8 protein-coding genes are annotated in these 15768 nt (G+C 42.1%); 5 read left to right on the top strand and 3 right to left on the bottom strand.

Annotated elements, in window-relative coordinates:
• Nucleotides 1-592: 592 nt before the first annotated feature.
• The 5 genes from dapF to GKR41_RS03855 all read left to right on the top strand — a co-directional run bounded on the left by dapF (nt 593) and on the right by GKR41_RS03855 (nt 11530).
• Nucleotides 593-1477 carry a diaminopimelate epimerase gene (gene dapF, locus GKR41_RS03835; protein WP_226809828.1) on the top strand — a complete coding sequence of 295 codons (885 nt, stop codon included), beginning with the start codon at nt 593-595 and terminating at the stop codon, nt 1475-1477.
• A 2020-nt stretch (nt 1478-3497) separates the two neighbouring features.
• On the top strand, nt 3498-3917 hold the full coding sequence (gene dksA / locus GKR41_RS03840; protein WP_226809829.1) for an RNA polymerase-binding protein DksA: 420 nt from the start codon (nt 3498-3500) through the stop codon (nt 3915-3917).
• A 251-nt stretch (nt 3918-4168) separates the two neighbouring features.
• Nucleotides 4169-4705, top strand: coding sequence for an ATP-dependent protease subunit HslV (gene hslV / locus GKR41_RS03845; RefSeq protein WP_226809830.1), 537 nt, complete (start codon nt 4169-4171; stop codon nt 4703-4705).
• A gap of 97 nt (nt 4706-4802) precedes the next feature.
• Complete coding sequence (gene hslU / locus GKR41_RS03850) at nt 4803-6134, top strand: ATP-dependent protease ATPase subunit HslU (protein ID WP_226809831.1); 1332 nt, start codon at nt 4803-4805, stop codon at nt 6132-6134.
• 4097 nt (nt 6135-10231) lie between these two features.
• Nucleotides 10232-11530, top strand: coding sequence for an AmpG family muropeptide MFS transporter (locus tag GKR41_RS03855; protein WP_226809832.1), 1299 nt, complete (start codon nt 10232-10234; stop codon nt 11528-11530).
• Between the two features lie 212 nt (nt 11531-11742).
• On the opposite strand, the gene GKR41_RS03860 is transcribed toward GKR41_RS03855, so the two are convergent.
• The 3 genes from GKR41_RS03860 to gatA form a co-directional block, all read right to left on the bottom strand.
• On the bottom strand, nt 11743-12552 hold the full coding sequence (locus GKR41_RS03860; protein WP_226809833.1) for an exodeoxyribonuclease III: 810 nt from the start codon (nt 12550-12552) through the stop codon (nt 11743-11745).
• 242 nt (nt 12553-12794) lie between these two features.
• Nucleotides 12795-14267 (bottom strand): Asp-tRNA(Asn)/Glu-tRNA(Gln) amidotransferase subunit GatB, encoded by a 1473-nt coding sequence (gene gatB, locus GKR41_RS03865; protein ID WP_226810263.1) that lies wholly within the window; start codon nt 14265-14267, stop codon nt 12795-12797.
• Nucleotides 14267-15760 (bottom strand): Asp-tRNA(Asn)/Glu-tRNA(Gln) amidotransferase subunit GatA, encoded by a 1494-nt coding sequence (gatA, locus tag GKR41_RS03870; RefSeq protein WP_226809834.1) that lies wholly within the window; start codon nt 15758-15760, stop codon nt 14267-14269. The genes gatB and gatA overlap by 1 nt, the downstream gene beginning before the upstream one ends.
• Nucleotides 15761-15768 lie beyond the last annotated feature (8 nt).

Raw genomic sequence — 15768 nt, forward strand, 5'->3', positions numbered from 1 at the left:
ACGAAATGCGCAGTGATTTATCTTGAGGCATAAATTAAAGAAGAGTTGCTGGCCTGGCAAGTACGATGGGCTCGTAAAATACTACCATTTTCCATCGACGATGTTTTTCAGTGCGAATTTCGAGACACGCAGTCTAAATCAATTTTCCGCTAGTTTCGTTAGAAGTGCGCGGATATGCCAAATCGTGCTAACAGTCATAGGTCATCGTTATGACTCGATGCCATGGATCGTATACGCGAGCCCCAAATAATTATACTTAACATTAAAATCGATTATAAAATATAGGCAGCTTCCATACCATTTTCGGTGCACAGCGGGCTTGCTAATATAAGAACATCTAGGCTGGCATCGCTCATCTGTTAGATACCGTCTAATTATAAGAGTCATTGACTAAAATCTTTGCCCTCCAGAAAATCCTTTACGCAATGGTTTCCTTATTGCAATCACGACGCATGAATACATGGCTAGAAGAAAAATTCTTTGTATCTCTGGGCAATATTGCTAATACATAAACGCCTGAAAACATCTCTATTAGGCAAATCAGGCTTGACTATTGCTTAACCATACTATTGCTTAACTATTATGTGATGTTATGAAGCTTAAATTTACTAAAATGCACGGTGCTGGAAATGACTTTGTAGTCCTTGATGGTGTACGCAACATAATCTCACCCACACCCGCATTGGTACGTTACCTTGCTGATAGACACTTCGGTATTGGCGCAGATCAAGTACTGCTAGTCGAGCGACCAACTATAAATAGTGTGGATTTTAAATACCGGATCTTTAACTGTGACGGCCGTGAAGTTGAGCACTGTGGTAATGGTGCCCGATGCTTTGTAAAGTTTGTACATGAAACCGGCTTAAGTTATGCGCATACAATTCGCGTGCAGGTTCAACACGGAGTAAGCACATTAAGTCTTCAGGAAAATGGCGAAGTACTAGTTGATATGGGCTCTCCGGGCTTAACTCCGGTACAGGTGCCATTTGACCCATCCGGGTTAATACCGGTCAGCGATGGTGATGATTTACTGTGGCCACTTAATGTGCACGGCTCGACACAATGGATCTCTGTAGTCTCGATGGGCAATCCCCACGCAGTGCAAATCGTTCATGATATTAATGCCGCACAGGTACTTAGGGATGGGCCATTCATCGAATCGCAATCGAACTTTCCAAACCAAGTGAACGCAGGATTTATGCAAATCGTCTCGCGGCATGAAATTAGACTGCGCGTCTATGAGCGAGGTGTAGGTGAAACACTCGCATGCGGCTCTGGCGCGTGTGCGGCGGTAGTAGCTGGAATCCGTCGGAGAGTATTAGATTCTCCGGTTCGCGTTCGTACGCGCGGAGGTGGCGTGCTGACTATCTCATGGAATAGTCGTCATGCTAATAACAACCCCTCAGTCATGATGGCCGGTCCAGCAAGCACTGTGTTCAAAGGAGAAATCGATATTCCCAACTGCTTCCTTGTATAAGCGAGATTTTCTAGAAAAAGGGTGCACTATATACTGTTCAGTATTCGCAGACAGTCTATGATAATAGACTGTCTGCGAGTCGTGAAATACTTTACTAAGTAAAACTAAATTAACATTAATAGCCTTAAAGTATAGCTATAGTCTCACGGAGAAAGAAACGAATTAGAACGCTACATAGCCTAGACGCCAAGTTCTAAAAGAGGCCAATGCACTAAATCTCCAATCAATATAGTATTAGTAAGGGACACTAGAACACCGCATCGAGCGCATTCGGAGCAGTTGAGTTTATGAGTTCTTAGCTTATAGAAGCTTCGCGGCAGCGAGGAAGATATAACTATCGATCTCTAATTATCAATTAGCTAGTTTATGTTCGCCAAAACAATCTAGAGCACTTCTAAGGCGTTATCTATCAACAACGCTGTTACACTAGTAGAAGCTCGCGTATTGAAATACTTCTTGCACTAGCAAGATCAAAAAATTATAGAGCAGATACTGTACTTTTGATAGTTTCTCTTGAAGGTCTGCGGCTGTTCTGGTTATCGGAGTAGATTCATATCATATTTCACAATATCACTCAGCGTACTCGATCGATCGAATACGCAATGAATATCACTGTGCTCGGCAAAGGATGATGGCGCCGAATAGTGCTAATCGGTGGGCAATAGATATATTGCATCAGCAGCTTACAATTTATAATAAATTCTTCAAGAATTACAAAAACTTTTGATTCTTATCAGCCCGTAGCATGCGAATGTCAGCAGTATTATGCGCGCTGGTCAAACGCTCTGCGTTAGCCGAGGTTTTCTATTTTATGTACATCCCACATGTGCTTTAGCATTTCTTCGCGATGTACCTCCTGCAATCGATCAATAATCTTCGTGCAGCCTAGAATTTCTCTATCACTCGGGTAGCGTATCTACGCTACGTAGGTCTACTGCTTCAGTATCTTTCTTACATCTATGATGGAGCTTATTCACTTTTAAAAATCTCAGAATAACTATTGCTTATGTATTATAATCCACAAAGGCAATTTAGCACATTCTGCATTAACTAATACATTACAACTTATTTTTTTGGAGAAGACACTGGGCTCTTTTGACTAATCGTCAATGACTACAGAAAGTAATCTAGTGGCAGCGCTACAAAATCACTAATGCCTCAAGTTAGTATTAACACTTCTCGATAGTTTTCAACTAAAGCATATCCAAAAAATAAAGTGCTGAATAGGATTAAATATATAATCCAATTTCAGGCATTCTTAGACTATCGGTCAATCGCTGATGTATTCCTGCTGAATACAAAAATCTAGATCAGTCTAGAAATTAATTTTGGTAATAGATATTAAGAAAGTTATTAGCTCGATCGAATATAATTCGCATACCCCTCGAGAATTTATTGGGAATTCTGTGATAAGGTCTTAGAATCTCAAAAATATTATTACAGTTATCTACTGTAATCGAAAAATTATGACGATTGCATACTTATTACTCTGAATATCACAAACAAAAAATAGAATATATTATATTATATAAATATATTTTCATCTGTAATAAGATCCCGTTACTATACACAGTCGCTCTGTTTATACGAAATTCTGCAAATACTATTTGTAGTATTCACTAACTGCAGGCAATAACCGAAAACAAAACTTAAACATGGGTAAGGTTGAAAACTAAGTCTTCATGTCTTGGCAGCGCCCAAGATAGCCCGTCAATCATCTTTTTTATACACTCTGGATTTATTATCTTTCCTGTATATTGATATAATTATATCAATACTAAAAAGTTCCTTTCGAATTGAGGAATACCCTGTGAAATTTTCCGATACTCTTGGAATCGATTTAGTTCAGTTACAATATGTGCCCGCCAGAAAATACTAACTACATAGCACCCACAGAGGTTCAGCCCCACAACAATTACCGTACTCGCCAGATATATTCTGGCGAGACCGCCGTAGATGCGGTTATGGTAAGTGTGGATAATGCTTGATCCAGCGACTTACAATAAAGACAGCTAGCCAGATGACGACGATACGACTTTTGACCGAAGCCGAGATCCTGCAGATGAATGATAAGGATTATATGAAGGAAAATCAGATTGCCTTCTTTAAGCACAGGCTCGAACAGTTACAGGCAGAAATCCTGCGCAATGCTGGGCAAACAACAGAAAATCTCCGGGAGAGCGTAATCGTACCAGATCCCGCTGATCGCGCGACGATCGAAGAAGAGCATGCACTTGAGCTTCGAACACGAGACCGCGAGCGCAAGCTTCTAAAGAAGGTGCAGCAATCTCTCGAAAGAATTAAATCTGGTGATTATGGCTGGTGTAAAGAAACAGGCGAACCAATTGGAATTCCACGTTTGCTTGCTCGACCGACTGCAACACTGTCTCTCGAGGCACAGAAACGCAGCGAACTTCGACAAAAGCTATTCGGCGAATAAACACTGTACAACATATAGAGACCTAATCTGATTTAGGCGGATTAGATCTAGAAAGCACACGATAAGCGTAATTTTTTTATTCATAGTAGGCGTTCTCGGGTGAATTCTGCAGGTGCATTACGCTCATATGAGCTCTACCCCCCCCCGAGAACGCCTTGATATTATTCGGGCTGCCCTAAAATAGGCGGGAATACGAGACCTCAGTTCCGCTTTTCGCTGCTCGCGCGGACCCCGATTTCAAGGAATTCCACATGGAGCAATATCACAGCACAACTATAGTCTCAGTACGTCGAAACAATAGCACTGCATTAGGCGGAGATGGTCAGGTAACGCTAGGCAATATTGTTATGAAAAGCGGCGCGAAGAAGGTGCGGCGCATCTATAGTGGCAAGGTTTTGGTAGGTTTTGCCGGCGGTACTGCCGACGCATTCTCGCTACTAGATCGCTTCGAAGGCAAGTTGGAAAAACACCAAGGAAACCTGACCCGAGCAGCTGTCGAACTTGCTAAAGACTGGCGCACTGACCGTATGCTTCGACGACTAGAAGCCATGCTGATTACTGCTAACGCTGAAACAACACTAGTGATTACCGGTAACGGTGATGTGCTTGATCCGGAAAATGGTATATGCGCCATCGGCTCGGGGGGTGCATATGCACAGGCTGCCGCCCGCGCACTTGCGGAAAATACTGATCTGAGTGCGCGAGACATCGTCGAAAAATCGCTCGCAATTGCTGGCAATATGTGTATTTATACAAATCATAACCGCATTATTGAAATTATTGAATAAATTCCGGCTACTCTAAGCGATCCTATACAAACCCATTGTGCCTGTGTATCGAAGCTTAAGAGCCGATTCAGGATTGACGCTATCTGAAATGTCAAACATGACTACTATGACTCCCGCTGAAATCGTCTCTGAACTGAATAAGAACATCATTGGTCAAAACCGCGCTAAGCGCGCAGTCGCAGTTGCCCTACGTAACCGCTGGCGTCGTCAGCAGGTGCTAGAGCCTTTACGTCAGGAAATTACTCCGAAGAATATCTTAATGATCGGGCCGACTGGCGTAGGAAAAACAGAAATTGCGCGACGCCTAGCCAAGCTTGCCGATGCGCCGTTTATTAAGATAGAAGCCACGAAGTTTACGGAAGTTGGGTACGTCGGACGCGATGTCGATAGTATCGTGCGTGATTTAATTGATATCTCGGTTAAGCAGATACGTGAATCAGAAGTGAGGAAAGTTTGCAAAAAGGCGCGGGAACTGGCGGAGAGCCGGATCCTGGATATCTTGCTACCGGAAATACGTCCCGTCGGCTGTAGCACAATTAGTGAGGAGAGTGAAAGTGTTACCCGCCAGACATTTCGAAAACGGCTACGAGAAGGTCAGCTCGATGACAAAGAAATCGAGCTAGACATCGAGATGCCACAGACTAGTATGGATATAATGGGCCCTCCTGGCATGGAGGAAATGACGGAGCAAATCCGCGCGATGTTTGCTAATCTCAGCGGAGGCAAGAAACAACATCGCAAAGCGAAGATCAAGGAAGCCTTGAAACTACTGACGGATGAAGAATCTGCCAAGATGATCAACGAAGAATATATTAAGACTCGCGCAGTGCAAAACGCCGAACAAAACGGAATCGTATTTCTCGACGAGATTGACAAGATTACGTCGCGTCAAGAAAATAGTGGCAGTGAGATATCGCGCCAAGGTGTACAGCGTGACCTATTGCCGCTTGTTGAAGGTACAACCATCAACACTAAATATGGCATGGTAAAAACCGATCATATTCTTTTTATTGCTAGTGGCGCGTTTCATCTCGCTAAACCGAGCGATCTTATTCCAGAACTTCAAGGTCGATTTCCGATTCGCGTCGAACTTGATTCGTTATCAGTCGGTGATTTTGAGTCGATTCTGGTACGTACTGATGCGAGCCTGGTCAAGCAATACCAGGCACTTCTTGCAACTGAGAACGTTCATCTTGAATTTACCAATGATGGCATTAAGCGCTTAGCCGAAATCGCTTTTTCAGTTAACGAAAAGACTGAGAATATTGGCGCGAGGCGGTTGTATACAGTTATTGAAAAACTTCTTGAAGAAATTTCATTCTCAGCAGACAGCAATTCTGAACAATCAATCAAGATTAATTCTGCATATGTCGATAGCGCGCTGAATGACGTGTCGAAAAACGAGGATTTATCACGTTATGTACTATAAAACAACTAGAAAATGTGTGTACGCTTGTTTTATAGATACTTGGACAAGAATAAACTGTATTTATTATCACTAAAGCGCACACTCCGTCAAATGCCCCGTCAACTAGGTTCTCATACTAGGGTGCCATTAAATCTTAAGTTTTTTCTCAGGCGAGAAACAGCGAAGACATTGTCTACACCTTAGTAAGGGAAAGCATTATCGTTCTATATTTGTATAACCGGGCACTAACAAGAATCTGCGACTACGTCATAGTTTACATAACAAACGCATCAAAATTTATACGGTTGTTGTTATGACCGAACCTAAAAAATCCGGGCGAGCTATTCGAGGTTTATATATCTAATAAACAGTATACAAACCAGGTTTAGCCGCAGGTATAGGTAGACAAAATATTGTTAAGCACTAATAAGTTTTTTGATTAAAAATTTTTAGATATAATTAAACTAGTCGTTTGCATAAAAGCGAGATATAAAACAACGACACAATCTCATTTCGTGCCTGCGCATATTATAAACTTAGTTTGTTGCGAGATTTAGGTGAGATGCTTAAAAACCGTGGTTGCAGATATCGAAAAGTAGCGATACCCCCTATCTCACCCATAATATTACCAATAAGTAGTGAGCTCAAGCTATATTGTCTAGGAGAGATGCTGCAAGATAATAGAACCAATAGATAAGAAAACATTTCACTAATCTACGAGGAATTCACATATAGACATAAATATGTCTAACTTACTCTTCAGATATAGAACCGATAGGTAGATCGCTGGCTACCAGAGGGTTATAACTGCATAGTATAAAATGACAGCTCCTGCTCATGCAGGAAAAAATGTCTAGTTGCTTGAGTTGTGATGTGACTAGTATCGAAATTGTTGGTAGAAAACACCAATTTTGTGTGCAACACCGTAACTTGTGTACTACATACTGTGAAGCCTCTACAGTACAAAAAATATGCGTTAGATATACTAAAACATAGTTTTATGTTAAATAAAAATTTATCTACATACTAGTCTAGTTTACTTAGTAATCTAATAAGTTAGATAGTTTGTTTAGCTTTTAATGATATTAAATCAAAAACGAATTAAGCAAGCTGAATACTGTGAGCAACTGGTAAAATCGCAAAAGTATACTTTATTAAGCTAAGCTTGGAAATATGAGCCCGTTAATAAGGCTACTGTGATACACAGTAATACTGTGTAAAATTAATTTACAGCTATCCTCCGATTATCTGAATACGTGTTTCTAACGTAGCTTTCGCTATGCGAATCTAAGTCGGAATGCCAACATCACCCTCACTAAATAACAATGAGACTTGCGCAATAGGCTAAAAATATACCTTATAGATACCTTATAGATACCTTATAGATACCTTATAGATACCTTATAGATACCTTATAGATACCTTATAGATACCTTATAGATACCTTATAGATACCTTATAGATACCTTATAGATACCTTATAGATACCTTATAGATACCTTATAGATACCTTATAGATACCTTATAGATACCTTATAGGTTTTACTAGGCAGCAATAGCTGCTATTATTAGGGTAATCATGATTACTATTCATCAAGTTCTTATATCTACATATTTTGTCCCACTGGTTAGTGTAGTAAAATACAGCACGTCAAAATTCTAGATACACGGTATTGTACAGTACCTAGCCACCAAGATCTGCTTTCTTCTCAGTCCGTTAAATCATACTAATACTAACGATCCTCCTGCCGTTTTATCCATGCTGAAAGCAGGGATCTTTGTGGAATTACTGCTTTATATTTTTAGTGTCAGGGTAAGACAGTTGTAATCAAATATAGCGGATACGGATGATGGGTGGATCATCTAAAGCAGGGCCTTGCGCGCGATGTAGTATTGCTAAATCGGATAAAAATTAATCCGGTTATTATCTACAGTAGTGATTCTAAAATTTATAAAGAGCTAAAAAATTGGCATCAAGAAACGATGAAGGTCGTAGAGTGGGTACTCGCAAGTATCGTTCTGCTAATCAATAATTTTAGTAGTCACTCGACTAGCTTCACAGGAAAGATGGTGGACTAATTGATGCATACAAATACATAAACTGTTTATATTTTTAGATATTGACTAGGTAAGTGAAATCGAAGAAATGAATCTGCTGTAGTCGTACAGATACTTCAAAATGATGTATTTACTCCAGTAAAATTACTCATCGGATTAGGTAAATACGATCTTGCATACAATATTAACTCGGACATTGTTGAGGCTAAAATAGCATCTGTAATTCATTAGGAAAAGCTCATCATAATGATGAGCATACCTGGCGTAATACACAAGAGCAGTATGCTATTCAGGGATTTATCGGCATATAACATCATATACAGCTTGCTGACAAAATTTCGGAAGTACGATGCCTGAAATTTTTTTCAGCGCTAGATGTAACCAAAAGTAGCGTACATCCATGCATATTATTGATAGACGCATCGGGTACTTAGTTTTGCGTAAAGTCTTAACCGGACAGTTGCCCGATGATACGGTATTACTAATTATAGCTAATAGAGAATCGACTCATCATGCAGTATTTTAGTGCAGACGAGCATATCCAAGCGGTGTTGTATAAAATATAGCTAATGATTTTAATAGCCTATTCTCAGGCATATAGTGCACTCTTTAATCTTTAGTTGACTGCTATCCGCACGTTCAGGAGTAGATAAAAACACAGACAAAAGTATAAGTTCGATCGATGTTGTTATGCCTAAGTTTTCTACAGCATACAGCATCATACCACTACAGCTAAAAGTAGTTTGCTCTCTAGCTGGTTGGAGTCTAATTATTAAGAGCTTTAGCGTGTTTAAGGTCTCGCTCGCTAAAGCTATCTTTCTCTGTCAAGCGCCAAATATGTCATACTACCTAGTAGGATGTATGAATACAAGACAAAGCTCAAAAATGGAAACTCTTTGTGATATAGAAAACGAAAAAGCCACTTGACACAATACACTTCTTTATGCTCGGCGATTAATAATCGCATCTCGAATCTCCTCGTCTTGAGTATACTTATAGGTATTGATCTTACTACTAGCCAGTTCTATGATGTACGTCTTCTAGAAATTAGGGTTTCACTGTGATTATAAATAACTCACCCAGTAATATGTGGGTTGTCGTTTGGAACATTCTATGTTTTTATAGTCTAGCATGTTGCATGGTAATCATTTGGAAGCTTGGTTTATTAGTACAAAAGATGGGGTTCCATAAAGTTATTAGCTCAACGCCTCTATTCTATTGTAGATTTTTGTAGCGGAAAACTACAGTGACATACTGTGTCGTAAATTCAGAATCACGCACATAGCTAAACAATCATGTATTATCCGCTAATAATGTAGCGCTAAAGTTTACCAATACATTAAGATTTATAGACCAAGCGCAAAATATATGTAACCTTACTTTTAATGATGAATTTAAAGTTAAGTCCCGTTTGCAGCACCACAGCCTCAGCAAATGCACTAGCCACTTGGCTACTAATGTACGATGCGTGATTGGGAGATTATCGAGTTACCCTAATTCTATTAAAGCGTACAACAAAATATGACTGCGACGCGTGCGAAAACACTAGCTGCCCACCTTCTGTTTAGCTTTGTAGAATACTGTTTTTTATTGCTGCTAGCTCTCTTTCGCGAGATCAGCCCTAAAATCTACCCGAATATAAGCGTAACATCGCTTTGTGGCACAATTAGCATATCGTAGACACAGTGCATTCACTAGCAATTCTATATGCGACTATTGAGATAGAACCTATCACTACGGAAATCCGCGAATGAACCAGAATAAACCAATGAGATTGTAATGCGCCGCTATCCATATCGATTCTCATATAATGATGAGCTAGGTCGTGACGAGTGTAAGCGTACTAAATGATGGCATATTCAGCTTCGCATAAAAAACTGACAGGCATATAAAATGATCTTTGACTCCAGTCTACTTGCCCTGGAATTCGGTACCCTGCTTTTAGACAGGGTACTGTACGGGCAGCAGATGTACAACAGTAAAGAATAAACTAGCGTGATAGTCTAATAGAACACTGCGCCCTCAAAAATTGACCGACCTCGTTCGTTCACTGAAAACTCATGTCCACTCCGCCTTACGAAGCCCATACACTAGCCGAACACGATCCACACTCTGGTTGGCGAGTCTACTTTAATACACGTATGTTAATCTGCGTGTTTCTTGGATTTACGTCTGGCCTGCCGCTTTTCACACTCCTAAATCTAGTTCAGGCGTGGCTTCGAAACGGTGGTGTCGATATAAAAACTATCGGTCTCTTCGCGTTATTACAGTTTCCATATACGTGGAAATTTGTGTGGGCGCCATTAATGGATCGTTTTATACCTAGATTTGGCCGATGGCGCCCGGGACGACGGCGAGGATGGATGTTGCTAACTCAGCTTGGCGTTCTAACGCTAGTCGCTACCATGGGATTTATATCACCAACCAACTCAATTCGAACGGTAGCCGTGCTTGCAGCTGCCCTCGCATTCGCAAGTGCAAGTCTAGACATTATGCTTGATGCATACCGCCGCGAGTTGCTAAAAGATACTGAGCAAGGCCTAGGCACAGCAATTCACGTTAATGCATATAAACTAGCTGCTCTTGTGCCTGGTTCGCTATCATTGATCCTAGCAGACCACTTCGCTTGGTCAACGGTTTTTTCTATTACTGCAGCGTTTATGTTGCCAGGTGTGGTAACAGCGCTTATGGTTCGTGAGCCGAAGATACAGAGCACTCTACCGCATACCCTGGAAGAGGCTGTGCTAATGCCGTTTCGGGAGTTTGTTGCACGTGATGGCGCAAAACAGGCATTGATTTTGCTGGCGTTTGTTTTTCTGTATAAGCTTGGCGATAATATGGCGACCTCACTAGCTACATCCTTCTATCTTGATATTGGCTTTACGAAAACTGAAATTGGGATAGTATCTAAAACTAGTAGCTTTTGGGCAAGTATTGCTGGCGGTATCTTGGGGGGTATGTGGCTAATGCGCATTGGTACAGCCCGTGGGCTATGGATTTTCGGAATCGCCCAGATAGCTGCGGTACTAGGCTTTGCGGCTCTTGCCCGCACAGGTCATACGATCCCAGGACTGGCTATAGTTATTAGCCTTGAAGCATTTGCTACGGGACTAGGTACGGCTGCATTTACTACATATATCGCGAGTACAACTGACCCACGTTACACCGCAACACAGTTTGCGTTATTTACAAGCCTCGCATCAGTGCCTCGAACTTTCGCTAATGCTGGCGCTGGTTATATCGTCTCGCAGATTGGTTGGTTTGAGTTTTTTTTGCTGTGTGCCTTACTAGCAATTCCAGGTATGATGCTACTTCCGAGGATTGCACCATGGAAAGAGCGCGTTAATAAAGAGAGTTAGTTTCCGCTATGGCTTGCTTCTTCTAAGTTATCAACTGAGGCCCCTCTGAGCTACTGCGCCAGTAAAGCTTTTAAAACAATATTGAGTTGTATGAGCTATCTTAAAAGATTTTTGTATGTTAAAAAACGCGGTTGCCTCTAGGGGAATAAAATAACGAGACGTTAATTAAGTTAGAACGCTAAAATCTCTGAAGTCGCGCGCTGGATATTATTTTAACTCTGTCTTAGACCCGCATGACAAGTATGGCCGGATAGTGTATATTCGTAGTCAATTGTGAGTGGCGCATGATCACTAAACCTAGTATAAGAGAAGATGGAAGCATATCTAGCGGTGGAAGCAATACTAGATGTCGCGATCTGGTAATCGATTCGCCACCCAACGTTTTTCATATAGGCTTGACCGCGATTGCTCCACCATGTGTACTGTTCGGGTCGAGGATCTAGTATTCGAAAGACATCTATATAGCCAAGATCACTAAATATCTTGCCCAACCAGGCACGCTCTTCTGGCAGGCATCCAGAGTTCTTCTGGTTGCTTTTCCAATTTTTAATATCAATTTCCTTATGCACGATATTTATATCGCCGCAGATAATTACTTCGCGATCCTGGCGAAGCTTGTCTAGGTGTATATAGAAATCGTCCATGAAGCGGTATTTTACAGATTGCCGATCTTTACTACCCGAACCGGACGGTATATAAACCGACACTAGTGACAGGTTGCCGTATCGTAGCTCAACGTAGCGCCCCTCATGATCAAACGTTCTATTGCCAAAGCCAGCGATAAACTCATCTGGTTTTTGCTTTGTATAAAGTCCAGTACCGCTATAACCTTTTTTCTGCGCATGCTGGAAATAGCCGATAAAGCCATACGGCATCAGGAATTCGGGTGTCATATCATCGTGCGAGCACCTGATTTCCTGAACGCAGATAATGTCCGCATTCTGTTCAGAGCACCACTCGAAAAAACCTTTTTTTGCAGCAGAACGTATGCCGTTAAGATTAGCCGTGATGACTCGCAGCATAGTTTTATTCCTTATAATCAAAATAGATTATAATATTTAGCAGCACTTATCAGCCGTCTAATTACTTGACGAAGTTGCAAATAATAATGTGTTATTTAGCTCTTATATCCGGACCTTACAATAAAAGATAAGCAAAATACCGGACTATAAATGCAGGTCATTAAAATACTGGTAGTAGTTTAGTATTTTTAAGCCTAGAGATTAATTATACATATAACTGTCGAGGTATCTTCTGAATATACTTAGGATAGCTTTTTCTTTAGAAGTTCGTTAACCTGCTGTGGATTCGCTTGCCCTTTTGTAGCCTTCATTGCCTGTCCGACGAGCGCATTCAATACTCTATCCTTCCCCGAAAGGTATTCATTAACAAATTTTGGATTGGCGGCAAGTACCTCATCGAGGATCGTATCGAGCGAGTTGCTACTAGATATCTGTTTAAATTTCTTTGCGTTGATAATGCGGTCTGCTGCTATCTCATCAGAGGCGTTCTCGTGCCAGATTGTGCTAAAAATCTTCTTGCCTATTTTGTTTGAAATCGTACCGTCAACGATCCGCATAATAATTAAAGCTAATTGTATAGCCGATACTCGTGTCTGTTGGATGTTCAATCCATCGCGGTTTAGCTGTGATGTAAGTTCGCCTATCATCCAGTTTGCCGCTATCTTCGCATTTGCAATGCCCACCCTAGATACCACTTGCTCGTAGTATGTAGAAAAAGCTTGTGACGTTGTGAGTATGCCCGCTTCATACTCGAGTAAACCGTATTGCCCAATAAAGCGGCGCCTCATTGCATTTGGTAATTCCGGTAGAGATCGGCGGATTTTAGCAATCCACTCCCCATCGATTATAAGTGGCATCAGATCAGGATCTGGGAGATAACGGTAATCATGTGCGTTTTCTTTACTACGCATTGCCCGTGTTTTGCCGCAGTTTGTATCGTACAGCCGAGTTTCTTGTATGACAGTTCCGCCGCTATTAATTAATCTAATCTGTCGGCATACTTCGTATTGGATGGACTCCTCTAGAAAGCGGAATGAATTCAGGTTCTTAATTTCCGTACGTATGCCGAATTCTTGATCTCCAGGTCGGCGTACCGACACGTTTGCGTCACAGCGAAAAGAGCCTTCCTGCATATTGCCATCACAAATATTTAACCAGACAACTAATGAATGCAATGTCTTTGCATAGGCTACTGCCTCAGCAGCGCTTCGCATATCTGGCTCGGTTACTATCTCTAGAAGAGGTATACCAGCTCGGTTTAGATCGATGCCAGTCATCCCGGCGAAATCCTCATGCAAAGACTTTCCGGCATCTTCTTCAAGATGAGCCCGAATTAATCTGATAGTTTTCTCGTACACACCGAGTCCAGATCTTTCGTTCGCCTCTACTCGGGTCGTAATCGATCCACCCTGAACTACCGGAAACTCGTACTGGCTGATCTGATAACCTTTCGGCAAATCCGGATAAAAGTAATGCTTTCGGGAAAATACGCTACGAGGCGAGATCGTTGCATCGACTGCAAGTCCGAAACGTATTGCTTGCTCAATAGCGGCTCGATTTGCAACAGGCAGCGATCCAGGTAAAGCTATATCGACCGCGCAGGCTTGCGTATTTGGTGCGGCACCAAACTGCGTTGAGGCTCCAGAAAACATTTTTGACTTGGTTGACAACTGCGCGTGCGTCTCCAGTCCAATTACCTGCTCCCATTTCATAATTAGATTCCCATAGGTACTTTCCGGTGCCAGGCAGTAACACGTTGGAACGCATCTGCAATTTGCAACATATGGGCTTCATTGAAATAATTTCCAATAATCTGCAAACCTACTGGTCGCGTTGTATAAACACCAGTGCCGAATCCACATGGAATGCTCATACCCGGTAATCCAGCTAAGCTCGTAGAGAGTGTGTATATATCAGCCAAATACATCTGCAGAGGATCATCAACTTTCTCACCAAGGTTCCACGCAACGATTGGCGATACTGGACCCATGATTATGTCGCATAGCTCAAAAGCATCCTGGAAGTCTTGTGCGATAATCCGGCGAATCTTCTGTGCCTGTAGATAGTAGGCATCATAGTAGCCGTGTGATAGTACATACGTACCGACTAATATTCGGCGCTTCACTTCAGATCCGAATCCATTGGAGCATGTTTTTTGATACATATCGTGTAAATCATGATATGTATCTGCACGATATCCATAACGTATACCATCAAAACGAGACATATTCGATGCCGCCTCGGCCGGGGCAATTACATAGTAGACTGGAATTGCTAGTTCTGTCTTAGGAAGAGATACCTCTACTAGTATCGCACCAAGTTCTTCGTATTGCTGTAAGGCAATATTGATTGCCGCGCGCACATCACCTGATAACCCCGCTCCGAAGTACTCGCGCGGCAACCCTATGCGCAGTCCTAAGAGTGGACGATCAGAAAGTGTATCAGTATTTTTCCATGGTTTACCTAGCAAGTGTGTATAGTCTTCTACCTTGCATGTTGCGCTTGTCGAATCTCTCGGGTCAAAACCACTCATTGCGTTTAGAACTACCGCGCAATCTTCTGCTGAACGTGCCATAGGCCCCCCTTGATCGAGCGACGATGCAAAAGCGATCATCCCGTAACGGGATACTCTGCCGTAGGTTGGCTTGATTCCAGTAATACCCGTCATCGACGCTGGCTGTCGAATTGAACCCCCGGTGTCAGTGCCAGTAGCTATTGGCGCCAGTGCAGCAGCTACAGCCGTAGCTGAGCCCCCAGAGGAACCACCTGGAACTGCATTTAAATCCCAAGGATTGCGTACCGGTCCGAAGAAAGAATTCTCATTGGATGAGCCCATTGCAAACTCGTCCATGTTAGTCTTGCCCAGTGTAACCATACCCTCCGCTGATAGCCGCTCAACAACCGCTGCATCGAAGGGACTGATATAGTCAGACAGCATTCTGGATCCAGCGCTGGACTTCCATCCACGTGTTACAAACACGTCCTTATATGCAACCGGCAATCCGAGGAGAGGAGTGCGATCACCGCGCATAAGACGTTGATCGGCCGCATGTGCCGCATCTAGAGTTAGCTGTGGGTTAACGTCGATAAACGCATTTAACTCGCGTGTCGCTTCGATACGTTTTAGGAAGTGCTGTGCAAGCTCGATCGCCGATACCTGCTTTGTATCGAGGGCAGTGCGTAATTCAGTGAGGCTTTTTTGATGCATCGTATATT

The organism is Candidatus Vallotia laricis (assembly GCF_020541325.1).
GTDB classification, from domain to species: Bacteria; Pseudomonadota; Gammaproteobacteria; order Burkholderiales; family Burkholderiaceae; genus Mycetohabitans; species Mycetohabitans laricis.

Bases quoted from the DNA above. Each gene is read 5' to 3' on its own strand.
- GKR41_RS03860 (WP_226809833.1), bottom strand. From the start codon at position 12,552: ATGCTGCGAGTCATCACGGCTAATCTTAACGGCATACGTTCTGCTGCA.
- dapF (WP_226809828.1), top strand. From the start codon at position 593: ATGAAGCTTAAATTTACTAAAATGCACGGTGCTGGAAATGACTTTGTA.
- hslV (WP_226809830.1), top strand. From the start codon at position 4,169: ATGGAGCAATATCACAGCACAACTATAGTCTCAGTACGTCGAAACAAT.
- GKR41_RS03855 (WP_226809832.1), top strand. From the start codon at position 10,232: ATGTCCACTCCGCCTTACGAAGCCCATACACTAGCCGAACACGATCCA.
- gatA (WP_226809834.1), bottom strand. From the start codon at position 15,760: ATGCATCAAAAAAGCCTCACTGAATTACGCACTGCCCTCGATACAAAG.
- hslU (WP_226809831.1), top strand. From the start codon at position 4,803: ATGACTACTATGACTCCCGCTGAAATCGTCTCTGAACTGAATAAGAAC.
- dksA (WP_226809829.1), top strand. From the start codon at position 3,498: ATGACGACGATACGACTTTTGACCGAAGCCGAGATCCTGCAGATGAAT.